We start from the raw sequence: 23,640 nt of genomic DNA on the forward strand, positions 1-23,640 counted from the left end.
CAGAGAGTCAGGTCGAGGTTGAGGCCGAGGTTGAGGCCGAGGTCGAGTTTGATGTCGAGAAGGGACTGACGTGACCGTTCAAAGGTTCGGCCCGCGCATGGCGGGCGACCGGTTGATGTATCACCGTGCCGTACGCGTCGACCGAGCACAAAGCCTGCTCTTCGTCTCCGGACACGAGGCCAGGGACGACCAGGGAGCCATCGCCCACCAGGGCGACATGGCCGGCCAGATCGAGCTCACCGTGCGGCGGCTCGAGGAGACCGTCACCGAGGCGGGCATGACGATGGCGGACGTCGTGCAGATCCGCATCCTCACCACGGACCTCGCCGCGTGCAAGGCCTGCTACCCCGCCTTCCTGGACCGGCTCGCGGAGCTGCACTGCGCACCGGCGAGCCTCATGGCCGAGGTCAGCGCCCTGTCCGACCCCGACATGCTCATCGAGATCGAGGCGGTCGCGGCCCGCTGAAGCCACCATCAGGGCCAAACGTGGGCGTGCGGGACTCTACGTGCGGACGCACCCTGGGCAGGTACCACCCAAGAACGCCCCCGTACCTCGGAGACCCAGCGTGCAGTCAAGCCCAGAACTTCCGAAGGAGACGGACGCGGAGACGCTGGTCGCCCACACGTGTGGGCAGGTCCACACGTATCTGGACGCACTCCTGAGCGGCTACCGCCCACGCCACGCGGCCTTGGGCGCGGCCCTGCGCCACCTCGTCACCCGGGGCAGGCCGTCCCCCCACGAGCTCTCGCTGCCGCTCCTGGTGCACGCCGCGGTCACCGGAACCACCGAACCCGCCGTCCCGGTCGCCGCCGTGCACGCGCTGTGGTGGCGCGCCGCCAACACCTTCGACGACGTGACGGACACGGATACCGGCCCGCGGATGTACGGGCTGCCCAGCGGCGTCGCGCTGACGGCTGCCCTGGAGTGCGGCTGGGCGCTGCCGCTGCGCGCCCTGTCGGCGCTCGACGCACCCGCGCGGCTGCGCCGCGGTCTCCGTCAGGACTACCTGGCGGCCTGGACCGCCGCGAGCAACGGCCAACTGGGCGACCTCCTCGGCGAGCCGCCCGATCTGACACCGGACGCGGTCCTCGCCGTCTACCAGGACAAGAGCGGGGCCGTCTTCGCCATGGCCTGCACCATGGCGGCCCGCCTCGCCGCCGGACAGGACGAGAGCCCGACGGGCCGGGACGAGAGCCCCACGGGCCGGGAGGAGATCGCGGCCTGGGGCCGGTTCGGCCGGCTTCTCGGCGTGCTGGCGCAGCTCCGCAACGACGAGGACGACCTGCGTACCGAGGAGTGCGAGGACCTGCGCAACAAGACAGCCACCTACCTGCTCGTCCACCTGCTGCACTCCGCCCCCGAGCCCCGGCGCCGCGAGGCATGTTCCCTGCTGGCGCGGGCTTCGGCCTCGGCGGCCAGCCGCCACCGGCTGCGCGCGATGATGCTCGAACCGTCCACCCTGAGCGCCTATCACGCCCGCGTGACCCGGATGCGCCAGGAGGCCCACACCCTCCTCGACCGGCTCGCCCCCGCCGGGCCCTTCACCGCCGCGCTGCGCGCCTGCGTCGCGGCGGAGACCCGCCACCTGCCGGCCCGTGCCACCGCGTACGAGGCGGACCGTGCGAGCACGCTGTGAGGCACCACCCCGCTTAGCTGTTGGAGCCGCCGTGCCGCATTGCGTTCATAAAGAACATGTAGGCGACGGGCGTACGGGCATCGCGCCGGGCCCCGCTCTTCCGCACGCGCCTGACGTGCGGTTTCGGAGCCTCGGAAGCATCAACGCGCGGCCCCTTTGGCCCACTTCGCGCCGACAGAAGATGAAGGGCCGGGCCATGTTTCCTGTCGCCGGGGGATGCTGCGGAACCGTTCGGCGGCGTTAGGGTCCCGACGGCCGGTCAGGGGAGACCCTGCTGATCCGGGTCGTCTGTGGCGACCCGGGGACCGCCGGTCGAGCCCTGGTCCGACGTCCCGATCGGAGTCTTCATGCGCCTGCGCACTTCCCCGCTCGTCGCCGCGTTCACGGCGGCCCTGGCCGCGATCGCCCTCACCGGCCCCGCCGCCGCGTCAACCCCGCCCGAACGGACCGCATCCGGCGCCCGGTCGGCTGGCTGCGACGCCGAGCGGCCGCGACCGCAAACGCAGGGCGGGCGCAGCGCCACCCGCACCCTCACCGTCGACGGAGTGCAGCGGACCTACCTGCTCCACGTTCCGGACGGCTACGACCCAGGCACCCCGACACCTCTGATCCTCTCCTTCCACGGGCACGGCCGCACCGCCGCCTACCAGGAGAGCCTCACCGGCATGTCGGAACTGGACGCCCTCGTCGCCTACCCGCAGGGCGTCGTGGGCACGGACGGCAAGACGGCCTGGCAGGGCGCCCCGTACTCGGCGGACGCCGACGACATCGCCTTCACCCGGGCCCTGATCGGCCAGGTCGAGGACGAACTGTGCGTGGACGGCCGCCGCGTGTTCGCGTCAGGCAAGTCGAACGGCGGCGGCTTCGCGGCCCTCGTCGCCTGTCGCCTCGCCGACCGCGTTGCCGCCGCCGCCCTGGTGTCCGGCGCGTTCTACCCGCAAGGCGGCGCGTGCGAGCCCCAACGCCCCGTACCCGTCCTGGACTTCCACGGCCAGGCCGACACCACGATCCCGTACACGGGGGACACGGCCAGGGGGCTGCCCCCGCTGCCGGACTGGCTCGCCGGCTGGGCCCGGCGCGACGGCTGCCGCGCCGTACCCCGCACCACCCGCGTCGAGACCAACGTCGTACGGCAGCGGTGGACCGGCTGCGCGGGCAAGGCCTCGGTGGAGCACTACCGCGTCGAGGACGGCGGGCACGTGTGGCCCGCCACGGTTCCCAACGAGGACTCGGCGACCCCCACCACCATCGACGCCACCCCACTGATCTGGAGGTTCTTCACCCGCAACCCGCTGCCGAAGCACTGAACTGCTGAGCGGCGCCGGGGGCGCTGACCCGCGCGCCGGTCACGGACGCAGGATCAGGCGGATCGGGTCACCGGTCTTGTTCTCCAGCCGCTCCACCGCCTCGGCGGCCGCGGAGAGCGGCAGCTCACCGCTGATCGACGCGGAGAAGTCCAGCCGGCCACCCTGGATGAGGGACAGCAGCTGCGGCAGCGCGACCGGCATGTCCGAGCCGTAGTGGCCGAGGATCTGCTGCTGGAGGTAGCTGAACCGGGTGCCGTCGGTGACGGTCAGCGGCTTGTCGGTCAGGCCCACGAGGACCAGCCGCCCCTTGGGCGCGAGCACCGAGAGCGCCTGCTCCCGGACGGCCGGTACACCGGCGAAGTCGAAGGCGGCGGCGAGTCCGGCACCGCCGGTCGCCGCGCCGATCCGGTCGCGCAGCGCGGGGTCGGCTGAGTCGAGCGCCAGGTCCGCGCCCTGCGCCAGGGCGCGCTCGCGGGCGACGGGGCTGGGGTCCACCGCGATGACGGGGCACGCGCCGATGGCCCGGAGGAGCTGAACGGCGTGGACCCCGAGCCCGCCGACGCCCCAGACGCCGACGGGCTCGGCGGGCTGCACGGCGCCGGTGACGGTGATCGCGCCCCACGGTGTGGAGACCGCGTCGGGGATGATCGCGCCCTGGTCGAAGGGGATGCCGTCCGGCAGTTCGGTGAGCGCGTTCTCGGAGGAGAGGGCGAACTCGGCCCAGCCGCCGTCGTAGTCCACGCCCCGGGTGTACGTCACGCCGTCGCGGACCTCACCGGCGTACAGCACGACCCGCTGCCCCGGCTTCCAGCGGGTGACGCCGGGCCCGGTCTGCGCGATGGTGCCGGACACCTCGTGGCCCAGAGTGACCGTGTCGCCCTGGAGCAGCAGGGGGGTGAGCGTGCCGTCGATCAGGTGGACGTCCGACAGGCAGACGCCCGCGGCCTCCACCGCCACCAGGACCTCGCCGGGTCCGGGCACGGGCTTGGCCACTTCCTCGATCCGCAGGGTGCGGCTGGGGATGTGCAGCCGGGCGGCGAGCATCTGCTCCATGACATGTCCTCCTTGACGCGGCGGCGACCTGGAACAGTGATTCCCTCAACGCAAGTCGCCTTGCAATAGAACGTACGCCCGGCCCTCCCGCAAAGCAAGTGCCCTTGCATTAGGCTGGCGCCATGGCCTCGTCCGACCAGACCGCCCCGCAGCCCCTGCGCCGCAGGGGAGCCCGTATGCGCTCCGCCGTCCTGGCCGCGACCGTGGACGTCCTCGTGGAGCGCGGCCTCGCCGGGACCACCGTCGGCGCCGTCGCCCGCGCCGCGGGCGTCCACGAAACCTCCGTCTACCGGCGCTGGGGAACGCGCGAGAACCTGATCCTGGAAGCGCTGACCGAACAGCTCGACGCGGCCATGCCCGTGCCGGACACCGGACGCGTCCACGACGACCTCGCCGCCTACTTCGGCACGCTGGCGCGCCTCCTCGCGACGACGCAGGGCGAGGCGCTGCTCCGGCTGAGCGCCGAGCGGGACGACACCCTGCCGGACCACCGGCTGTCCTACTGGAGCGAGCGTCTGGAGCGCGGCGCCGCCATGGTCCGCCGCGGCGTCGCGCGCGGAGAACTGCGGTCCGACACGGACGCCGGGCTCGTCATCGAGGCGATCAGCGGAGCCCTCTTCACCCGCGCCCTCATCAGCGGCGCGCCCCTCGACGAGGACTTCGCGAAGCGGCTCGTCGCCCTCACCCTCACCGGGGTCGCGGCACCTCCTGCGGGCCCCGGGGCAGCCTGAACGACTGCGCGGCGCCGGCGGTCGCGGTCCTCTCGCGGCCGGAATGTACGAACGTACCTTCCAGAGCGTACGATCGTACGCATGACCGTGGACCACTTCGCGGACGATCCGCGCACCCATCTGGAACGCATGCTCGCCGGCGACCTGTACATCGCCGACGACCCGGAGATCGCCACGCGGCAGCAGCGCGCCATGCGGCTCGCCGCGCGCTACCAGGCCGCGTTCCTCGACGACCCCGCCGCCGCCCGGCCGCTCCTCGGTGAGCTGCTCGGATCGCTGGGGGACGGGGTCGAGGTGCGGCCGCCGCTGTACGTGGACTACGGCAGCAACATCTCCATCGGGGCCCGGACCTTCGTGAACTACCACCTCACCGCGTTGGACGTCGCGTCGATCACCATCGGAGAGGACTGCCAGATCGGCCCCAATGTCCAACTCCTCACCCCCACCCACCCGTTGGAGCCGCAGCCCCGGCGCGACAAGCTGGAGGCGGCGCGGCCCATCACCGTCGGGGACAACGTGTGGCTCGGTGGCGGCGTCATCGTCTGTCCAGGGGTCAGCATCGGCGACAACAGCGTCATCGGCGCCGGTTCGGTCGTGACCAGGGACATCCCCGCGAACGTCGTCGCCGTCGGCAGCCCCGCGCGGCCCGTCCGCGCCCTCTGACCCGCGACCGCCGCCATGGCCACCGGACACACGGACCCGCAGCGTCGCGAACGCATCCTCGCCGCCGCTCTCGACCACATCGCCGACGAAGGTGTCGCCGGTGTCTCGCACCGCAAGGTCGCGGCCCGCGCGGGGGTGCCGCTGGGCTCGATGACCTATCACTTCAAGGGCATCGACGAACTGCTCCACGAAGCCTTCAGCCGCTTCGCCGACCATGTCGCCGCCCTCTTCGAGCTGCGCCTGAACGCCGCCGACAGCCCCGAACAGGCCCGGGAGGCGGTCACCGATCTCATCCACGAACTCTCCGACGGCCCCCAGCGCGACCTGATCCTCACCCACGAGCTGTACACCCTCGCGGCCCGGCGCCCCGAGTACCGGGAGCTGACACACCGGTGGATGCTGCGCAGCCGACACCTCCTGGAGCGCCACTTCGACGCCGGGACGGCCCGTCAGCTCGACGCACTCATCGAGGGCCTGGCCCTGCATCGCGCGCTCGACACCGCGCCGCACGACCGGCGACTCACCAGTGAGGCCGTCAGACGCATCACCGCCAACCCCAACCCCACCGCCGCCTAGAGGCGGCCCGCAGACTGCCTGTGGGGGACCGACCCTGACCCCGGGCCCCCGCAGGCACTTCGACGAGGTACGGGTCAGGCGGTCGTACGCAGCCAGACGCCGGTGTCGCAACCGCAATCGGCGAGGTCTGGCTCGCCGACTCGGCCCGCGACAGACGGTAGCGGGACGACAGCGAGACGTTAGCCGGACGGGAACGGGCCCTGTCAGCGTGGCGGAACAACACGGCAACGCACGACGCCACACGACCTATGACATCAGGAGCCGCCCCATGTCTGTCACCCCCCACCACGGTGCTGTCCCCTCCGGCCCCTCCAGGCGCTCGATCCTGACCGCCGCGGGTCTCACGACCGCGGGCATCGCCCTGCACGGGTCGCTCGGCGCCTCGAACGCCGCCGCCGCGGCGGCCCCCGCGATCTTCTACTCGCCGCACCAGGACGACGAGGCGATCGGGATGGCCGGCTCCATCCTTGAGCACAAGGCCGCCGGGAGACCGGTCTACCTGGTGCTGGTCACCAAGGGCGAGAACTCCGGCATCGCCGACATCCTCAACTCGGGTGACTGCTACCTGAAGGAGCGATGCGCGGCCCCTGGCCACCACCACAAGCTGGGATGGGAGGGCGACGCGCCCGTGGTCTCGGCTCGTACGTCGGAGTTCATGGCGTCGGCCAAGGCCATCGGTGTCGACAAGGTCATCAACTTCAACCTGCCCGACGGCGCGTGGACGACGACGGAGAAGTACACGGTCCTGGTCAACCAGATCAGGAACAAGGTCCGCGACCTGATCGAGCTGTACCCGAACGCCTCGCACAAGTTCACCGCGGGATGGCTCGACATCACCAGAGCGGAGAAGATCCCCAACGCCACGCACAAGGCGTGCAGCGACGCCGCGTACTTCCTGATGAAGAACGGTGAGCTGAAGGACGTCCGCTTCAACCACATCTACATCTATGAGAAGTACGACCGCGACGACCGCGACCGCGGCGCCGACTACGTGCTCGACATCCCGTCCGCGCACATGAAGAAGAAGCAGGCCGCGATCCTCGCGTACAACACGTGGGACCCGAGCCGGAACCTCTACAGCACCGGCTACCACAGCGTGCCCACCCACATGGAGCAGGCCTACAGCGACCCGAGGGAGTTCGTGTACACGCTGCCCTCCAACTACAAGGCGGGCAGGCCGTGACCCGGCCCCCTCAGTAACCCGGGGTCCACCGGGTCCGCCGGATCGCCGCGCGCAGGTCGTCGTCGGAGGCGTGCGGGGCGACGCCGTCGGCGACGGCCTGCCGCGCCACGGCCAGCGCGATGTCGTCGGCCACGTCGCGGACGTCCGCCCACGCGGGGAGCAGCGGCGCCGTGGCGTCCGCGAGGGCGGGGGAGGCGTCGCCGAGGGCGCGGGCCCCGGCCCGCATCATCGCGTCGGTCACCCGGTCCGCGCGCGCCGCGGTCACCGCGAGCCCCACGGCCGGGAAGACGTAGACGTTGTTGCACTGGGCGACGGGGACGTCGGCGCCGTCCCGCCGCAGCGGCGGGAACGGCGAGCCCGTCGCGACCAGTACCTTGCCGTCGGTCCACGCGTCCAGGTCGGCCGGGCGTGCCTCGGCGTTCGCCGTGGGGTTGGACAAGGGGAAGACGATCGGCCGGTCCACCTTCGCGGCCATGGTCCGGACGATGTCCTCGGTGAACGCGCCCTGCGCCGTGGAGAGTCCGAGCAGGACCCCCACCCGCAGGTTCTCGACGACATCGGCGAGCTGAGGGGTTCCGTCGCCTCCCCAGCTCTCGACGTCGGCGGGATCGTGAGCGAAGGCGCGCTGGTCGTCGGCGAGATCGTCGCGGTCGGTGGTGAGCAGGCCGTGGACGTCGACGATCCAGCAGCGGGCACGGGCCTGCGCGTCCGTGAGCCCCTCGTCGACCATCTCCTGGCGGACCATGTCCATGACGCCGATGCCGGCCGACCCCGCGCCGACCATCACCACCTGCTGCTCCTTCAGCGGGGTGCCCGCGACCTTGGTCGCTCCCTGCAGCGCGCCGAGCACGACGGCGGCCGTGCCCTGGATGTCGTCGTTGAAGGTGAGCAGCCGGTCCCGGTAGCGCCCCAGGATCGGGGCCGCGTGCGGGGTGGCGAAGTCCTCCCACTGCAGCAACACCTCCGGCAGCTCCGTTCGCACGGCCTCGACGAACGCGTCCACGAAGGCGAAGTAGTCGTCCTCACCGATCCGGCGGTGCCGCCAGCCCAGATAGAAGGGATCGTCGAGCAGATCGGCGTTGTCGGTACCGGCATCGAGGAGGACCGGCAGCGTACGAGCAGGGTTGATACCCCCGATCAATGTGTACAGCGAGAGCTTGCCGATCGGGATACCCATTCCGCCGACGCCCTGGTCCCCGATGCCGAGGATGCGCTGCCCGTCGGTGACGACGATGACGTCCACGTCGTCGTGCGGACGGTTGCGCACCATCTCCACCAGGTGTTCGCGGTGCGGCCAGGACAGGTAGAGCCCGCGCGGCCGCTGCCACAGCTCGGAGAAGTGCTTGCAGCCTTCGGCGACGGTCGGGGTGTAGACGAGAGGGAGAGCTGTCGGTACGTCATGGGCGAGCACGGCGTAGAACAGGGCCTCGTTGCGGTCCTGCAAGGCGCGCAGGTACACGTAGCGCTGGAGGTCGTCGGGCTGCCGGGCGATCTGCTCCCAGGAGCGCCGGACCTGCTCGTCCAGGCTGGTCACCGAGTACGGAAGCAGCCCTCGCAGCCCGTGCTCGGCGCGTTCCTGTTCGGTGAACGCGGTGCCCTTCGTGCGCAGGGGGTCGGACAGCAGGGCGGGGCCGGTGGGGTCGCTCATGGGTCCATGGTCGGGGGCACGTACGGTCGGACGCGTCCTCGACACGCTCTCCTGCGGCGGGCTGTCCGGTGCCGTCTCTCCTGGTCGCGTGAGGGACGAGGGAGACTTCCGGGCCGGTGACGTGCTGTCGATCGCCTGCCCCTTCACAGCCACCACGGTCGAGCGCGGTCTCCTGTGGGGCCGCCTTCGGCGGAGAGCCGGACGGCGCGAGCCCTGCGTGGCCACTCGTCCTGCTCACCCGTTCGGGGGCCCCGTGCTCCGACGAGGACGCGGAGGAGGTCGCGGTGAGCACGGCGAACGGTTCGCACCAGGAGCTGGTCCGCCGCTGGATGTCGCTCACCGATGCATCGCCCACACCCTGACGACGGGCGGATGCCGTTGCAGCCCCGGTCATGGGTGGGACGGGAACGTACCGCTCTCATCCCGCGCGAGGACGGCGCGTGCCGCCTCCAGCAGGCCCGCCACGGACGGACGTTCACGGTTGCCGGGCATCCAGGCCAGCACCGATGCGGTGGCGGGGGCGTCGACCACGTCGACGTACGCGAGGCCGGGGCGGGCGTAGAAGTGGCGGGCGGCGGCCGGCAGGAAGCTCATGGCGGTGCCGCGTGCCACCGTGTTCAGCAGCGCCTCGATGTCCGAGGCGACGGGACCGAAGCGCACCGGCGTGCCGTCCGGCCGAGGATTGACCGCCCAGTCGTCCCACCACGCCCGTGATGACGACGCGGGCACGTCCACCACGAGATGCTCGGTGAGGTCGGCGAGTGTGACCGGTCTGTCGGCCGCGAGCGCGGCCAGCGGATCCGCGGCGGACAGGCACGCCACGCGCGGCTCCGTCGAGAGCAGGAGTGAGCGGAAGCCCTGGGGGAGCGGAGGACGCAGGAACGCCGCCTGGACGTCGTCGTCGGCCAGGGCGTCGAACTGCTCGTCGAACGGCAGGGAGCGCAGCTCGATGGTGATGCGGGGGTGACGTGCGCGTAGCTCGTCGAGGATCGCGTGGGTGGTCGGCATCGCGGCGTCCCCGGCGATGAAACCCAGCACGAGGTGGTCGCGCAGTTCCCTGCTGTACGCGGTGGCGCGACGTCGTAGCTGAGCCATGGCGTCCACGACCTCGCGCGCCTCGGGCACCAGCGCCCGCCCCACCGGGGTGAGGACGACCCTGCGGCTGGTGCGGTCCAGGAGCCGCACTCCGAGCTTGGTCTCCAGGACGCGGATCTGGCGGCTGAGCGCGGGCTGCGTCATGAAGAGGCGGGCGGCGGCGCGGCCGAAGTGCAGCTCATGCGCCACGGTCAGGAACAGGCGCAGCTGATGCACGCTGGGTTCGCCACCGCCGCCTTCCGGACGGCCCGGGACGTCCGGTGGCGGTACCGCACGCTCGCCGCTGTGCTCATGATCCATGCATTCGAGTGTATGGAAGCGTCGCGAAGGATGATCGAATTGTTGTTCCGATCCCGTGCGAGGCTGGTGAAGAATGAAGCGGCACGGGCGGTCCAAGACTCGGATCGGCCCTGCCAGCGGGGGAATTGACGGCCGGGACGGCCGCCTTGCCATGCGTCGGGCGGCACGGGGGGCCGGTCGTCAGTCGCCCGCGTCCGGACGACATCAGCAGCGCACCGATCAGCTGCAGCGCACCGATCAGCTGCCTGCGCGGGGCAAACGCTGTGCACGTGTGAGCGGCCGTGACGTAGCATCGATGTATCGAGGTAGAAACGTGCTCCGCTGCCGACCCACCACACGGTTGAGTGGTTCGCAATGGAGGGGCACGCGCATACGCGGCATCGGACGATCCGCCACTTCTTCCGCAGAAGGAGTGTGTCGTGAGGGCAGCACAATTCAGCCGGTTCGGCGGCCCCGAGGTCCTGGAGATCGTTGACCTCCCCGATCCCCACCCTGGCCCCGGCGAGATACGTATCCAGGTACGTGCCGCGGGAATCAACGCCAGCGACTGGAAGAAGCGACAGGGCCTGATGGACCAGCAACTGCCTCAGACCCTGGGCCACGAGGCCGCGGGCATCGTCGACGAGGTCGGCGACGGCGTCTCGGATATCACGCCCGGCGACCGGGTATTCGGAGCTTCACCCTACGGAGCCGCCCAGGCCGAGCTGGCCGTGCTGTCGGACTGGGCCCCGATCCCGCACTCGCTCGACTATGCGAGCTGCGCGGCGATCCCCGCAGCGGCGGAGACGGCGGCACGCGCGCTCGACCAGCTCGGCGTCACAGCGGGCAGCACCGTACTCATCAACGGAGCTTCCGGCAGTGTCGGGAGCGCCGCTGTGCAACTCGCCATGGAGCGCGGCGCGCGCGTCATCGGCACGGGCAGTCCCGGAACGCACGCTGCCCTTCGCTCTCTGGGGGCTGAGCCGGTGGCCTACGGCGACGGGATGCCGGAACGCGTCCGGGACATCGCGCCGTCGGGAGTCGACCTCGCCCTGGACATCGCCGGCAGCGGTGTCCTTCCCGCACTTGTGGAACTCGCGGGCGCACCCGAGCACGTCATCACGGTCGCCGACTTCCACGGTGCGCAGCGCACGGGCGTCCGCTTCAGCCGCGGCGACACCGGCCGGGCCATGTATGCGCTGGCCCAGGTCGCACAGCTGGCAGAAGCGGGACGCTTCACCGTCCGGATCGGCCGGACCTTTCCCCTGTCCGAGGTGGCCCTCGCGCACCGGGTGGGCGAGGCCGGGGGCGTGCGCGGCAAGCTGGTACTGCTCGTCGACTGACCGGTCGTCGTGCGGTCCTGCACGACCGAGCGCCGGCTCGGGCTCGGGCTCGGTGGAGGCTGACGGACAGAGGACGCACGGTGACAGGGCTGTGACACAAATGAGGGCAACGGGTGTCCGGGGATGCGTGTCATATGGGGTGAGTACCGACCGAACTACACGGGGGAACACCACGATGAACGCACAGCTTCGCAAGGGAACGATGGCGCTGGCCGCGACGGCGGCCGTGGCGGGCGCCGTCGCCGCGACGACTCCGGCGGCGGCCGCCGCAGAACCGCGGTTCCTCGCCGCGTCCGACCTGCCGCCGCACCCGCGGTCGGCGTGGGTGGCGGGCCCGGTCACCGCCGGCCAGCCCGATCCGCTGCCGATGTGTGTGGGCGACGCCCTGCCGTCGACGTCCGTGCACCGCGTCTTCCGCACCGACTACGACACCGGCGCGCTGCAGGTGACCGTGGTCGAGCGCAGCGTCCAGCGCGCCAAGGACTTCGCGGCGCTGCTGCGCAAGCACATCACCGACTGCCCGCGGGAGCTGGCCGAGCAGGACCCGGAGGTCACGGCGACCGAACGGTTCTACGGCAAGCTGGCCGTCGGGGACGGGGCCCATGTCTACGGCATCAACACCACGACCACGTGGGGCGCCACCGACATCAACCTCTTCTCCGTCGGCCGCGACGGCACCGCCGTCACCGTCGTGCAGTGGGGTGAGATGGGCGACTTCACGAACGCGCCGGTCGCCGCCTTCAAGAAGACGACGGTCACAGCGGTGAACAAGCTGAGCTGACGACCGCAGTCGGGTACGGGTCGGGGGCGCGGCGCCCTGAGCGCCGCGCCCCCGTGTGCGTGTACGTATACGTGTGCGGGGACGCGTACGGGGGCGGAGATGTCCGGCGTATCAGGTGCGGTCGTGGAGCGTGACGTGGTAACCGTCGGGGTCCGCGAAGGTGAAGGTCCGTCCGAAGGGGCCGTCGACCGGGGCGGAGACATGGTGTGACCGTCGGCGACGAGGGCGTCATGGATGGCCTGGACGAGCTCGCACGCGGCGCGTTCGTCACCCGGCAGACGATGAACGTGCTGCCCCAGGCCCTCGAACGGGACGGCTACGTGACCAGGCCCGCACAGGCCCCGTCGGCAAGGCCCTCCCCGCGCGGCTCACGCCCAGCGGCCGACGAAGCCTGGAGAAGGCGACCGCAGCGGTACGGTCCGTCGAGCTCAGGATGCTCACCGGCATGACGGAACCCGAGCAGGCAGCCGCGTTCCGAATTCTGCGCGGCATGATCCACTCCCTGCGCGAGGACGGCGACGGGTCATAGCCCGTCGCCCGGCGCACCTCTTGCCGCCGCGGCCGGGCCGCCCGGGAGGCGGGCGCTGTGCGATGCGAAGAGATCGGCATGGCCATGGGGCCTGGCTCCTTCATTGCCGATAGAAGTCCTGGTCCTCCTCGCACGGGTGCAGCGGTGCGAACTGCCGAAGCTCATCGTCTCGGATCATCCACAGACGGAAGAACACCTCTTCCTGATCCATGACCATGAGTTGCACCGCGTTCGGCTCGCGCCACGGTGTCGCGCATACACGTTGCTTGAGGGCGTCGAGGTCGGCGTGGTTCAAGGTGCCTGCCCACACCTCGCACTCGGGGTGTTTCCAACCGCCCCACTGGTTGGTCTCCGGCTGAGTGAGCGGCAGCAAGTAACCCACGCCGAGGGTACGTGGTTGCCCTTGGCGAGGGGCGTCTGTCCGCAACCATTGGCTCAGAGCCTCGACCGTTGCGCTGTCAGCCATGTCCACCGAGATCATCACGTTCGTCACCCAGCTCATATCGAGCGTTATACGGCAGCAGTCGGTATCGCCGCCTGCCCTTATGGACCTCTCCGTCTCAGCGATGCCTCAATTCCGAGCTCACGACTGCCCTGCTGATGCGAGACGTTCCAGGGGAGCCCACACTGACATCGAGGTCGTTCCCGAGCGGGTCTCGCGGGGGAACCGTGCAGAAGCCGCTGCTGTTTCTTGATGTGGACGGGCCGCTCAACCCCTACGCGGCCAAGCCGGAAAAGCGCCCTGCCGGCTACACCACACTCAGGGTGCCCCGAGAGGCCGCGCAAAGACGACGAAGTTCTTCTCTCCCGGAGACGTCTCCTACGAATCTGGCTCAACCCCGAGCATGGACGGGCCCTGCTCCGGCTCGACTACCAACTGTGCTGGGCCACCACTTGGCTGGGCGACGCCAATCGCTGGATCGCTCCGGCGCAGGGCGCACGACGAGCGCCATGTGCTCGCGCATCATCAACGCCCGCGCTACTCCACCACGTCAACCCGAGAATCGGCTTGCACGAGGACGACTTCCACAAGCTCGCGGCGTTCGGCCGGTCCTTGCACGCCCCGGAAGCCACCAACTGAGCAGTTGCCCTGCCCTACGCGTACTCGACGTACAGCTCAGGCCGATACTGCTTGTGGTAGCGATCCAGTTGCAGCCGCAGCATGCGTGCGCTCTGGGGGAGTTGCTGCGTCAGTGCGGCCCAGCCGACAAAGCGAACTTGGGCCGGAATCGCTACCAGACCAGTGACCGCATCCCAGAGCGCGTGAATATCAGGGAAGCCGAAGGCTTCCTGCAGTATGTGATGAAGCTCCCTCTCGGAGCGAGCGGAGGTCTTTGAGGGAGGGACCGCCTGTCAGGCCCGCCGTCTCCGGTACGGCGTCAGGTCCGAGCCCGCCCGCGTTCGTCGGGGCGATTGCCGCTGCCCTGAAGGCGAGCGGTCCGTTCAGGAACTTCTGGTCGGCCAGCTTCGAGCACTCCTCCGGCCGGACATGTGTCGAGTAGGGAATTCGTTCATAGCCGAGCAGTGGTTGCGGGGATGAGCCAGCGGTGGAGGCATGCCTGCATGATGTGGGGATGCAGTACAGCTCACTCAGGCCCGCCCCTGTCATCCTCGCCATCGACGATCTCAGGTCGCTGCCCCAGGCGACACGACTCGCCCGTACGAGCCGTGGGGGGGTCCAACTCCTCCGCGAACACCGCGACGTCTTCATCGATGAGCTCTGGCTCGACCACGATCTCGGCGGGGACGACAGCATCATGCCTGTGGTGACGCTGCTGGAGGAGGCTGCCTTCCATGGGCGCCCGTTTCGGATCGGCACCGTCTTCGTGCACAGTGCGAACCCCATCGGTGCCGAGACCGTGGTCCGGTCGCTGACACATTGGGAGTACCGCGTCCGGCGAGCCGTTGCTCCCGGCTGACGAGGAACGCCGGTCTCCGCAACGCGGTTGTTCCGCGACACGCTGAGCGCCTCCGCCCACCGGCCGACCGACTTCGTCAATTGATCATGTGGAATCCCGGGTGGCGCAGCCAAGCGGCCAGGAACTCGCTGTCGGCCACATGTGTTTCGTACGGAAGTTCCCAGATCCTGCCCGGCAGACCCGCCACCGTCCGGCGGCTCTCGGCCAGTCGTTGTTCCTGCTGCTGCGGCGTGAGGGGATGGATCGAGTAGCGGTAGCCGAGGAGGCCTCCGAAGTCGACCCATGTGTCGAAACGGCGGCTGAGAGCGAGCATCAGGTAGCCGAGCAAGAGGTGGCTGTTCCGGGTGCGGGTGCCAGCTGTCCCGATGAGTTCTTGTACCGGGCGGCGCCCGAAAGTGGTGAACATGTCGTCCGACTCTGCGGACGGGGACACATACTCCTCGCGGCAGAGGGTCAACGGACCGCAGCCTGTGGCGTCAAAGGGCGGGGCGCCCAGCCCCCTTGTGTCCCTGACCCAGCCGGAGAGCGCGCCGTCGTCCTCGACCCGCACCGGATGACAGAACGTCTCCATCCAGGGCCGAAGCTCACGGACGACGTCCTCGTGATCCCGCTTCTCGAACAGCCACACACTGGCTGCGGGGCCCGCCACGTGTTCTCCCTCCCGTACCTGTCGGTCCATGCCTTGTGTCCGTCATGATGACCGACGTGGACTTCACGATGCTGATATGAGCCCCAGGACGACCAGGCGCGCGTCGTCGTCGGGCTGCTCGGGCGGGCCAAGCGTCATCAGGACGGCACCGAGCCGCACGTCATCCACGTGGTGGACAAACGAGGTTCGGCGGATTCGGGTTCGCTGTGAAACACCTGTCGTGCGTGCGCCGTCCGGCCCGCCTATACAGTTCCGAAGTTTCTCTGTAAAAAACTACCGCTGCCACGGGCCTTGATGCCCCAGTGGAGAGTCGGCGAGAGTCGGGGCGTGGCGAACACCCCCCGTACTTTCGCCGCCAGGCAAGTGGCCCCCTTTTGTGCGGTGTGACCTTGCCTGCTACTGGAAGGAATCAGTGTGCGCATTTCGCGTAAGTACGCCCTCGTGGCGACCGCCGGAATTCTTCTCACGGTTTCCGCTGTGAGCGGGGCCCAGGCCCAGAGCGCCCAGGACGGCGTGACCGCCCCGCGTTACCAGCCGGCGATGGTGCAGGCCCTGGCCGCATCGCTCGGCGTCAGTGAGGAAACCGCCGTCCGGCGCCTGGACCAGCAGGCGCGGCAGCAGGACAGACTGGCGGACCTGGCCGGGAGCGGGATAACCGGCGACGGCGCGTTCTTCACCTCCGCCGGCAAGCTGACCGTCAACACGCACAATGCGGCGGAGGCCGAGAAGGTGGAGAAGGCGGGTCTGGCTGCGCGCGTGCCCGACCGCGGCCAGGCCGAGTTGGACGCCATCAAGGCGAAGCTGGACGCTTTCGCCGCAAAGCGGGTACCGGCCGGCGTGAATGCGTGGGGCGTCGACCTGGCGAGCGATACCGTCAGGGTCGAGGTCGCCGGCGGGAGCGGGGCCGCCGCGAAGGCGTTCCTGGCCGAGGCAGGAAAGTACGGATCCGCGGTCAAGGTCGTACGAGGACGGCAGGAACTCGTTCCGCAGGCGGTGATCTACCCGGGCAGCCGGATGACCTTCAACGGGTACATCTGTTCCGTCGGCTACGGCGCTCACGACCGCAACGGCAAGCAGTTCCTGGTCACCGCCGGGCACTGTGTGGAGGACCTGCCCGCCCTCTCGTACGACAACGTGCGCTTCGCCAAGGCCACCAACTCGCGGTTCGCCCTGGGCACCCGCAGCGTGGACATGGGCGTCGCCGCCCTCGACGCGGGCAACTCCATCGCCACCAGTGTGGGCACGTGGGGCAACAGCAGCCCGGTCGCAGTGCGGGGCAGCCAGCGTGCCGCGTCGGGCGCCGCGCTGTGCAAGTCCGGCCAGACCACCGGCTGGACCTGCGGCAAGGTCAGCTCCTACAACGTGAGCGTGACGTACACCGACCAGAACGGCGGCCCCGACACAGTGGTCACGGGTCTCGGCTCCTCCACCGTCTGCACCGAGGGCGGTGACAGCGGCGGCGCCTACATCTCCGGCAACCAGGCCCAGGGCATGACCTCCGGCGGACCCACCGGACAAAGCTGCACCGGGGGTGTGAACTCGCGCGGCTCCTCCTACTTCCAGCCGCTGGACGACGCGCTCAGCTACTACGGCCTGACGCTGAACACCAACTGACCCCGGCCCCCCACCCAGGGACCGTCCACCGGCTACGGTGGGCGGTCCCTCCGGCATGCGGCCAGGCCCAGCCGACCGTCACGCGTCAAGGACCCGCGTTCCCCGTAGAAAGACATCATGCCGAGCGACCTGAACCACGCGCACCCCGCGCACCCCGCGCACAGTGGCACCGAGACGAACTTCGCCCGGACACTCCGGGACGCCCTGCGCCGCCGCGGACTGCCTCTGGAGCGGATCTGCGGCCGCCTGCGGGAGCAGGGCATCACCGTCAGCGTCGCCACGCTCAGCCATTGGCAGCGCGGGCGCAGCCAGCCCGAGCGAGTGAAGTCGCTGCAGGCCGTCGACGCCCTCGAGCCCTTGCTCGGCCTCCGTTCCGGCACCTTGCGCTCGCTCCTCGGACCCCAGCGGCCCCGGGGCCGCTCCCTGCCCCTCGACCCGGCGGCCGCTCGCTGCGTCTACGGTGACGCCTCCGACCTGGAGCAAGCCCTCGGGGAGGCGTTCGCGCACTTCAACACCGACACGCAACTGCTCATGAGCCATGAGACAGTGACGCTGGACGCGCATCGCGCCATCCGCGAGACGGCCGTGACCAGCGTCGTACGAGCCGTCGCGGACGGCGCCCGGCACCTCACCGTCGTCCATTTCCTGGACGCGCTGCCGGTCGACGACGTGGACATCTTCGTACGCAACGGGGAGATGACCGGCCGCAAGCTCCTGCCGGACCTGCGCAGCGTCGTGGCCGACATCTCCTTCGGGCGGCCGCTGGCCCGCAACGAGACGGCGGTGGTCGAGTACACCCTGCGGAGCGGGCCCACCTCCGCCGTCTCGCACTCCCACGAACGCCGCATCAGGGATCCCCTGAGGACCTACCTCCTGCACGTACGGTTCGACCCGCTCGCGCTGCCGATCCGTTGTCACTACTCCTACCGGGAGCGACTCGGCGTCGAACCACGCCAACGCCACCGGGTGGAACTGGACGCCTCCCACACCGCGCACCTCCTGCCCGCCAAGTGTCCGCCCGGGGTGTACGGGCTCGAGTGGGAGTGGGAGTGATCCAGAGAGTCCAGAAAGTCCGGAGGTGTTCTCGTCGCAAGGTGGGCGCCGCACCTGCCGTCATCCCTGTTCGTACGCGTACCCGTGCTCGTTGAGGAGGACGTACGACGGGTTCAGCTCCGCGGCAGCCCGCGCCCGGGGCAGCAGTTCGGTGAGTGGCCCCACCGTCAGTCCGAGGCGGTCGAGGAGTCCGGCCCGTCGTTCGGGCAGGTCGGTCGTGTCGGTCGCCTCGCTGAAGTCCTCGTCCTCCTCCGTCCGCAGCGCCAGGAGCAACTCCTCGTCCACGACGTGGCCCTGCTTCTCCAGATGCAGAGCGCGGTCCGCGCAGGGGAGAGCCGCCATCAGCAGCAGGGCGTCACGGAGGTCGGCGCCGAGGAGGCCCGCGGAGCCCTCGGAGTCGGCGAACAGGACCGGCCGGTCCTCTCCGTCGCCGGTGCCGCAGAGGAAGTAGGTGCCGCCTCCGCCGTCCTTGGCGATCGCCTCCAGCGGCTCGCCCGAGGCCAGACGGACCGGCTCCACGTGGGTGATCGGCCCGTAGCGCGCGACATCGGTGTCGAAGTCGAGCAGGAGCGCGGCGAGTTGCGCCGCTCGCGGATCGTCGCCGAGCAGGCCGAGCAGGCCGAGCAGGCCGGGCGGGGGAGGAGAGGACGTCATACGGAGACCGTAGGGCACACGTCGCTCACACCGTCCGGCGAGCGATCAGTGCCGCGGAGAGGTACTGGACGTCCGCGGGGCGGGCGGGGGAGAGGCCGGTCAGGCGGTCGATGCGGCGGATGCGGTAGTCGACGGTGTTGGGGTGGACGTGCAGTGCGGCCGCCGCGAGCCGGCGGTCCAGGCCGTGGTGGAGGTAGGTCTCCAGGGTGTGCAGCAGTTCGGGCTTGGCCTCCAGCGGGTGCAGGAGGCGGGCGAGGCCGCGCAGCGCTTCGCTGGGCCTGCTGAGCTGGTACTCGAGGAGGACATCGGCCAGGCAGTAGAGGCCGGGGGCCCGTCCGGTGCGGGTGACGAGGTCGACGACTTCGGCGTTGCGGGCCACCGCGCGCGGTATCGCCGCGGGTTCCGCGGTCTCGGCAGCGGCCGTGACGGGAGCGCCCGCCGCCCGGGTCGCCTCGGCGACCAGGTCGGTGAGTCCGCCGGGCCCGCGCCACGGGGGCGGATCCGTGACGGGCAGCAGGACGGTGCCGCCGGACGGGTCGAGGGCGGTCAGCGCGGGTGTTCCAGCGAACCGGTCCAGGACCGTACGGATGCGGCGGATCTTGCGCTGCGCGGCGATGCCCGCGCCGGGCCCCGGGGCCTGGGTGGTCTCGTCGGGGTGCGGGGCGAGCGCGAGCGTCATGGCGAGGTACCGGGCGGCGGGGCGCAGACCGGTGCGCCGGGTGAAGTCGTCGAGGTCCTCGCCGCTCAGCAGCGCGGCAAGGAGGGCGTGCCGGCCGCCGTGTTCCTGGCTGTCCAGGAGCTGGCGTGCTTCGAGGTAGGCCCCGCTGACGGCGGTGATCAACTGCTGCTGCAGGGCCAGGATGCGATCCATGATCTCCAGGACGGCGGGCAGGTCGCCAGGGCCGGCGTCCTGCGCGGTCTCCTCCCAGCACATCGCGATGCCCATGTGGTAGGCGGCGAGGATGGCGTCCAGCGGTACGCCTTCCTCGGCGCGCTGGGCCGCCGAGTCGCGCTGCTGGGCGAGTTCGGCGCCGGTGGCGTCCCTGCGGTGCTCGACTACGTCGGCGAAGAGCCGCAGATTGTGCTGGACGATGTGGGCGATGTCGCCCGCGATCTCCTCCTGCGGCAGCTCCGCGTAGACCGGCAGTTCGCTGAGGAGGCGGGCGACGACGCGCTCGGTCAGCGCGGTAACGCGAGCCCGCAGCCGACCCGCCACGGGACGCCCCGCGATACACAGCGGCTGCCGCCGGTCGTCTCCGGGGTTCATCCGCGCCGGCCACCGCCGGTCGGCGTCCGATTCCGCCCGCGACGGCCGCTGCCCGTCGGCTCCTGCATTCGATGGCAGCTGTCGTCGCCCGGCGGTTTCTAGGCCCGCCCGCAGCGGTCGTCGTCCGTCGGCTTCCGGGCTTGGCTGCAGTGTCCGTTGCGCGTCGTCTGCTGGGTCCGATGGGAGCGGCTGCCGGCCGGCGGTTTCTGGGCCCGCCCGCAGTGTCCGCTGCCCGTCGTCTCCTGGGCCCGACTGCAGTGTCCGCTGCCCGTCGGCTCCTGAGTCCGACCGCACCGGCCGCCGCCCGTCACCCCCCGGACCCAACCGCACAGGCCGCCCCCCGTCGCCCCCCGGGCCCCCCTCGGCACCGCCCCCTGCGGTCCGCTCTTTGTCACGCGTCACAAAAGCTCCCGCGGAAGTCTGCGTCCCCCACCAGTTAAATGCCGCCGCCCGAGTCTGCATGATGACCGGCAGCACTCGCCATGCCCCCTCGCCATGCCCACTCGTCATGCCCACTCGCCCTCGCACGCACCGGAGGCCACCGTGAACTCCGCACCAGACAACGCCGCCTGGCGGGCCGTCAGAGCGTCCGCCATAGCGCTCGCCCTCGCCGCCACGGCCGTCGGCACCACAGCGACCGGTGCCCGGGCGGCGGCGGCCGACGACGCCACCTCGTACGTCGCGCTCGGCGACTCCATGGCCTCGGGGCCGCTCATACCGGACATCACGGGGCCGGTCGCGTGCGGCCGCTCCACGCACAACTACGCGCATGAGCTGGCGGCCGACATCGGCGCCTCGCTCCGCGATGTGACCTGTAGCGGCGCCAAGTCCAAGCACATGACCGAGAAGCAGTCCCTGTCGCTGCTCGACATCCCGATGGGCTCGGCACCGCCCCAGTTCGACGCCCTGCGCGCGGACACCGACCTCGTGACCCTGACCATCGGCGGCAACGACGCCGGACTGATCGGCATCGCGCAGGACTGTACCACGCTGGACCCGAACGCCACCCCGTGCAAGGAGAGGTACAACGCGGGCGGCGTGGACCAAGTGGGCCAGAAGCTTGCGGAGTTCGCGCCCCGGCTCGCGGCCGTACTGGACGGCATCCACCAGCGGTCACCGCAGGCCAGAGTCGTCGTGACGGGGTACGGGCTCTACATCAAGCCCGGCGGCTGCTGGCCCCTGCAACCCGTGCTCCCCGTGGACGCCGACTTCCTCCAGGGCAGCGTCGACCGTATGAACACGGTGATCGCCGAGCAGAGCGCCGCGCACGGCGCCGAGTACGTCGACCTCGCCACCCCGACCAAGGGACACGACGCCTGCCAGGCGCCGTCGGCGAAGTGGGTCGAGGGGTACGTGCCGACGGCCCCGGCGGCGCCACTGCACCCCAACCAGCGGGGCGAGGAGAACTACGCCCGGATCATCGGCGCACACCTTCAGGGCAACTGACCGGTGCGGCAGCGCCTGCACTGGCAAGTGCAGATCGGAGTGGCGGTGGCGGTGGCGGTGGCGATGGCGTTTGTCGCCGCGGCGCTCCTCGGCCCGCCCGCCCATGCGACTCCGCCCGCCCGTGCGACTCCGCCCGCCGCCCACGCGACCCCGCCCGGTCAGCCACAGCCGCGCGCCGCCCACGCGACCCCGCCCGGTCAGCCACAACCGCGCGGCTGCGACCCGCTGACCCCCGCCGAGTGCCTGCTGCCGTTCCCCAACGACTGGTACACCCGGCCGGCCCCGGACACCGACACGGGCCGCCAGGTCGCCTTCGACGCCGCCATGCTGCCCCGCGCCACCACCGGACTGCCCATCGACCCGACCGCGTGGAACCGGTCCGACGGCTTCTCTCCCGGCTCCGCCCTGATCGCCCAGGTGCCGGGGCTCGATCTGGCGGCGACCGGCGCGGCCCCGCTCACCGACATCGGCAGCTCCCTGGACCGGGACGCCCCGGTCGTCCTCCTGGACACCACCACCGGTGAACGGTGGCCGTACTGGGCCGAGCTCGACGCCAACGCCACCGACCCCGCCCGCCGCGCCCTGCTGATCCACCCCGCCCGCAACTTCCGCGACGGCCACCACTACGCCGTGGCCCTGCGCCGCCTCAAGGACGCCGCGGGCCGCACCATCCCGGCCGCCGCCCCCTTCACCGCGGTCGCGGGCGAGCGGCTGCCCGTACGCGACCCGTTGCGCGCCCGCCAGGACGAGCTGCGGCCGGCTCTCTCCGCGCTGCGCCGCGCCGGGGTCAGCACCCACAGCCTGCACCTGGCCTGGGACTTCACCGTGGCCTCCACCCGGAGCCTCACCGGTGACCTCTTCACCATGCGCGACAAGGCGTTCCGCCGGCTCGGGGACCGCTCGCCCGCCTTCGAGATCACCGGGGTCACCGACTTCCCCGCGGACCAGGACGCCCGGATCGCCCGCGAGGTCACCGGCCGCGTCACCGTGCCGAGCTTTCTGAACCGGCCCGACGGCCCGCCCGGCTCCGTACTCCACCGCGACCGCGACGGCACACCCGAAAGGCTGCCCGGCAACACCCAGCCCGCCGAGTTCCGCTGCGAGATCCCCCGCGCCGCGTTCACGACCCCTTCCCGCCCGTCCCTCTATGGGCACGGGCTCCTGGGCTCCCGGTCCGAGGTCGGCGCGGGCAACGTCAAGGACATGGCGGCCGAGCACGGCTTCACCTTCTGCGCGACGGACTGGATCGGCATGGCCAAGGAGGACATCCCCGTCGTCCTGGCCGCCCTCGCCGACCCGAACGGTTTCCCGGCCGTCCCCGAACGCAGCGAACAAGGCATGCTGAACGCCTTGTTCCTCGGCCGCGCCCTCATCCACGCCGAGGGGCTGGTCACCGACCCCGCCTTCCGCACCGCAGACGGCCGCCCTCTCATCGACGTACGACACGGCCTCGCCTACGACGGGAACAGCCAGGGCGGCATCCTCGGCGGCGCACTGGTCGCCGCCTCACCCGACATCAGGCGCGGAGTCCTCGGCGTCACCGGCATGAACTACGGGCTGCTCCTCAACCGCAGCAGCGACTTCGCACCGTTCCAGCAGGTCCTGGACGCGGCCTACCCCGACAAGCTGCGCCAGCAGCTCGTCCTCCAGCTCTTCCAGATGGTCTGGGACCGCGGCGAGACGAATGGCTACGCCAACCACCTCACCGACGGCCACGACGTGCTCATGCACATCGCCTTCGGCGACCACCAGGTCGCGAACGCCGCCGCCGAGGTGGAGGCGCGCACCATCGGCGCCCGGCTGGTCTCGCCCGCGCTCGCGGCGGGCCGGAGCCCGGACACCGTCCCGTACTGGGGCATCCGCCGCATCGACGCCGGGCAACTGCCCGCGCGCACCTCGGCCATGACCGTCTGGGACAGCGGCACCCTGGCCCCTCCGGTGAGCAACACCCCGCCATCCGGGCCCGCTTACGGCCACGACCCGCACGAGGATCCCCGCCACTCGCCCGCCGCCCGTCAGCAGAAGGCCACCTTCCTGACCACCGGCCATGTCATCAATGTCTGCGGCACCGCCCCGTGCACCGCCCGACCGACCCCCTGACACCTCAGCCGAGACAGCGGAGACAGCTCGGACAGCCGACAGCTCGGACAGCCGAGACAGCCCGGACAGCTCAAACAGCCCAGACAGCTAGAACAGCCGAGACAGACAAGGAC

The 23,640-nt window shown here is 70.8% G+C and carries 21 protein-coding genes and 3 pseudogenes; 16 read left to right on the plus strand and 8 right to left on the minus strand.

Annotated elements, in window-relative coordinates; all coding sequences use genetic code 11:
* Positions 1 to 97: 97 nt before the first annotated feature.
* From N5I75_RS36275 to N5I75_RS36285, 3 genes are all read left to right on the plus strand, one after another.
* Positions 98 to 466, plus strand: a complete 369-nt coding sequence (locus N5I75_RS36275) for a Rid family hydrolase (RefSeq protein WP_476684910.1) — start codon at positions 98 to 100, stop codon at positions 464 to 466.
* Positions 467 to 566: 100 nt separating this feature from the next.
* A complete protein-coding gene (locus tag N5I75_RS36280; protein WP_476684424.1) occupies positions 567 to 1,637 on the plus strand; it encodes a polyprenyl synthetase family protein in 1,071 nt (356 codons plus the stop codon).
* Positions 1,638 to 1,984: 347 nt separating this feature from the next.
* Positions 1,985 to 2,944, plus strand: a complete 960-nt coding sequence (locus tag N5I75_RS36285; protein ID WP_476684426.1) for a CE1 family esterase — start codon at positions 1,985 to 1,987, stop codon at positions 2,942 to 2,944.
* 39 nt (positions 2,945 to 2,983) lie between these two features.
* Here the strand turns inward: N5I75_RS36285 and N5I75_RS36290 are convergent, their stop codons facing one another.
* On the minus strand, positions 2,984 to 3,997 hold the full coding sequence (locus N5I75_RS36290; RefSeq protein ID WP_476684427.1) for a zinc-binding dehydrogenase: 1,014 nt from the start codon (positions 3,995 to 3,997) through the stop codon (positions 2,984 to 2,986).
* 122 nt (positions 3,998 to 4,119) lie between these two features.
* Between N5I75_RS36290 and N5I75_RS36295 the strand changes: the two genes are divergently transcribed.
* From N5I75_RS36295 to N5I75_RS36310, 4 genes are all read left to right on the plus strand, one after another.
* On the plus strand, positions 4,120 to 4,728 hold the full coding sequence (locus N5I75_RS36295) for a TetR/AcrR family transcriptional regulator (RefSeq protein ID WP_476684429.1): 609 nt from the start codon (positions 4,120 to 4,122) through the stop codon (positions 4,726 to 4,728).
* 81 nt (positions 4,729 to 4,809) lie between these two features.
* Positions 4,810 to 5,391, plus strand: coding sequence for a sugar O-acetyltransferase (locus N5I75_RS36300; protein ID WP_476684430.1), 582 nt, complete (start codon positions 4,810 to 4,812; stop codon positions 5,389 to 5,391).
* A gap of 15 nt (positions 5,392 to 5,406) precedes the next feature.
* Complete coding sequence (locus tag N5I75_RS36305) at positions 5,407 to 5,967, plus strand: TetR/AcrR family transcriptional regulator (protein ID WP_476684431.1); 561 nt, start codon at positions 5,407 to 5,409, stop codon at positions 5,965 to 5,967.
* A gap of 268 nt (positions 5,968 to 6,235) precedes the next feature.
* A complete protein-coding gene (locus N5I75_RS36310) occupies positions 6,236 to 7,150 on the plus strand; it encodes a PIG-L deacetylase family protein (protein WP_476684432.1) in 915 nt (304 codons plus the stop codon).
* A 10-nt stretch (positions 7,151 to 7,160) separates the two neighbouring features.
* Here N5I75_RS36310 and N5I75_RS36315 read toward each other — a convergent pair whose 3' ends face one another.
* Both N5I75_RS36315 and N5I75_RS36320 read right to left on the minus strand, forming a co-directional pair.
* Positions 7,161 to 8,798 (minus strand): NAD-dependent malic enzyme, encoded by a 1,638-nt coding sequence (locus tag N5I75_RS36315; protein ID WP_476684433.1) that lies wholly within the window; start codon positions 8,796 to 8,798, stop codon positions 7,161 to 7,163.
* A gap of 390 nt (positions 8,799 to 9,188) precedes the next feature.
* Entirely contained in the window at positions 9,189 to 10,193 is a 1,005-nt protein-coding gene (locus N5I75_RS36320; protein WP_476684434.1) for a LysR family transcriptional regulator, read from the minus strand.
* A gap of 419 nt (positions 10,194 to 10,612) precedes the next feature.
* On the opposite strand from N5I75_RS36320, the gene N5I75_RS36325 reads away from it, so the two are divergent.
* Positions 10,613 to 11,515: an NADP-dependent oxidoreductase gene (locus N5I75_RS36325; protein ID WP_476684435.1), complete on the plus strand. Its 903-nt coding sequence runs from the start codon at positions 10,613 to 10,615 to the stop codon at positions 11,513 to 11,515.
* A gap of 175 nt (positions 11,516 to 11,690) precedes the next feature.
* Positions 11,691 to 12,296, plus strand: coding sequence for a hypothetical protein (locus tag N5I75_RS36330; RefSeq protein ID WP_476684436.1), 606 nt, complete (start codon positions 11,691 to 11,693; stop codon positions 12,294 to 12,296).
* 111 nt (positions 12,297 to 12,407) lie between these two features.
* On the opposite strand, the pseudogene N5I75_RS36335 reads toward N5I75_RS36330, so the two are convergent.
* A pseudogene (locus N5I75_RS36335) lies at positions 12,408 to 12,541 on the minus strand (VOC family protein); the annotation flags it as partial.
* Between N5I75_RS36335 and N5I75_RS36340 the strand changes: the two are divergent.
* Positions 12,542 to 12,825, plus strand: a pseudogene (locus N5I75_RS36340) (MarR family winged helix-turn-helix transcriptional regulator); the annotation flags it as partial.
* A 100-nt stretch (positions 12,826 to 12,925) separates the two neighbouring features.
* On the opposite strand, the gene N5I75_RS36345 reads toward N5I75_RS36340, so the two are convergent.
* Positions 12,926 to 13,327 carry a squamosa promoter-binding protein 15 gene (locus N5I75_RS36345; protein ID WP_476684437.1) on the minus strand — a complete coding sequence of 134 codons (402 nt, stop codon included), beginning with the start codon at positions 13,325 to 13,327 and terminating at the stop codon, positions 12,926 to 12,928.
* A gap of 167 nt (positions 13,328 to 13,494) precedes the next feature.
* Between N5I75_RS36345 and N5I75_RS36350 the strand changes: the two are divergent.
* A pseudogene (locus N5I75_RS36350) lies at positions 13,495 to 13,750 on the plus strand (hypothetical protein); the annotation flags it as partial.
* Between the two features lie 649 nt (positions 13,751 to 14,399).
* Positions 14,400 to 14,744, plus strand: coding sequence for a cyclic-phosphate processing receiver domain-containing protein (locus N5I75_RS36355; protein ID WP_476684438.1), 345 nt, complete (start codon positions 14,400 to 14,402; stop codon positions 14,742 to 14,744).
* Positions 14,745 to 14,820: 76 nt separating this feature from the next.
* Here N5I75_RS36355 and N5I75_RS36360 read toward each other — a convergent pair whose 3' ends face one another.
* Positions 14,821 to 15,393, minus strand: coding sequence for a DUF6368 family protein (locus N5I75_RS36360; protein ID WP_476684439.1), 573 nt, complete (start codon positions 15,391 to 15,393; stop codon positions 14,821 to 14,823).
* 414 nt (positions 15,394 to 15,807) lie between these two features.
* Between N5I75_RS36360 and N5I75_RS36365 the strand changes: the two genes are divergently transcribed.
* Together N5I75_RS36365 and N5I75_RS36370 are read left to right on the plus strand one after the other, a co-directional pair.
* Positions 15,808 to 17,007 (plus strand): S1 family peptidase, encoded by a 1,200-nt coding sequence (locus tag N5I75_RS36365; protein WP_476684440.1) that lies wholly within the window; start codon positions 15,808 to 15,810, stop codon positions 17,005 to 17,007.
* Positions 17,008 to 17,124: 117 nt separating this feature from the next.
* The gene (locus N5I75_RS36370) at positions 17,125 to 18,060 is read left to right on the plus strand and encodes a hypothetical protein (protein ID WP_476684441.1); all 936 of its coding nucleotides are present in this window, start codon (positions 17,125 to 17,127) and stop codon (positions 18,058 to 18,060) included.
* A 60-nt stretch (positions 18,061 to 18,120) separates the two neighbouring features.
* Here the strand turns inward: N5I75_RS36370 and N5I75_RS36375 are convergent, their stop codons facing one another.
* Both N5I75_RS36375 and N5I75_RS36380 read right to left on the minus strand, forming a co-directional pair.
* The gene (locus tag N5I75_RS36375; protein ID WP_476684442.1) at positions 18,121 to 18,714 is read right to left on the minus strand and encodes a hypothetical protein; all 594 of its coding nucleotides are present in this window, start codon (positions 18,712 to 18,714) and stop codon (positions 18,121 to 18,123) included.
* Between the two features lie 25 nt (positions 18,715 to 18,739).
* The gene (locus N5I75_RS36380) at positions 18,740 to 19,981 is read right to left on the minus strand and encodes a PucR family transcriptional regulator (RefSeq protein ID WP_476684443.1); all 1,242 of its coding nucleotides are present in this window, start codon (positions 19,979 to 19,981) and stop codon (positions 18,740 to 18,742) included.
* A 543-nt stretch (positions 19,982 to 20,524) separates the two neighbouring features.
* Here N5I75_RS36380 and N5I75_RS36385 point away from each other — a divergent pair.
* Positions 20,525 to 21,427 carry an SGNH/GDSL hydrolase family protein gene (locus N5I75_RS36385; RefSeq protein WP_476684444.1) on the plus strand — a complete coding sequence of 301 codons (903 nt, stop codon included), beginning with the start codon at positions 20,525 to 20,527 and terminating at the stop codon, positions 21,425 to 21,427.
* Positions 21,428 to 21,490: 63 nt separating this feature from the next.
* Positions 21,491 to 23,527 (plus strand): hypothetical protein, encoded by a 2,037-nt coding sequence (locus N5I75_RS36390; protein WP_476684912.1) that lies wholly within the window; start codon positions 21,491 to 21,493, stop codon positions 23,525 to 23,527.
* Positions 23,528 to 23,640 lie beyond the last annotated feature (113 nt).

This window comes from Streptomyces sp. R818 (assembly GCF_056172735.1).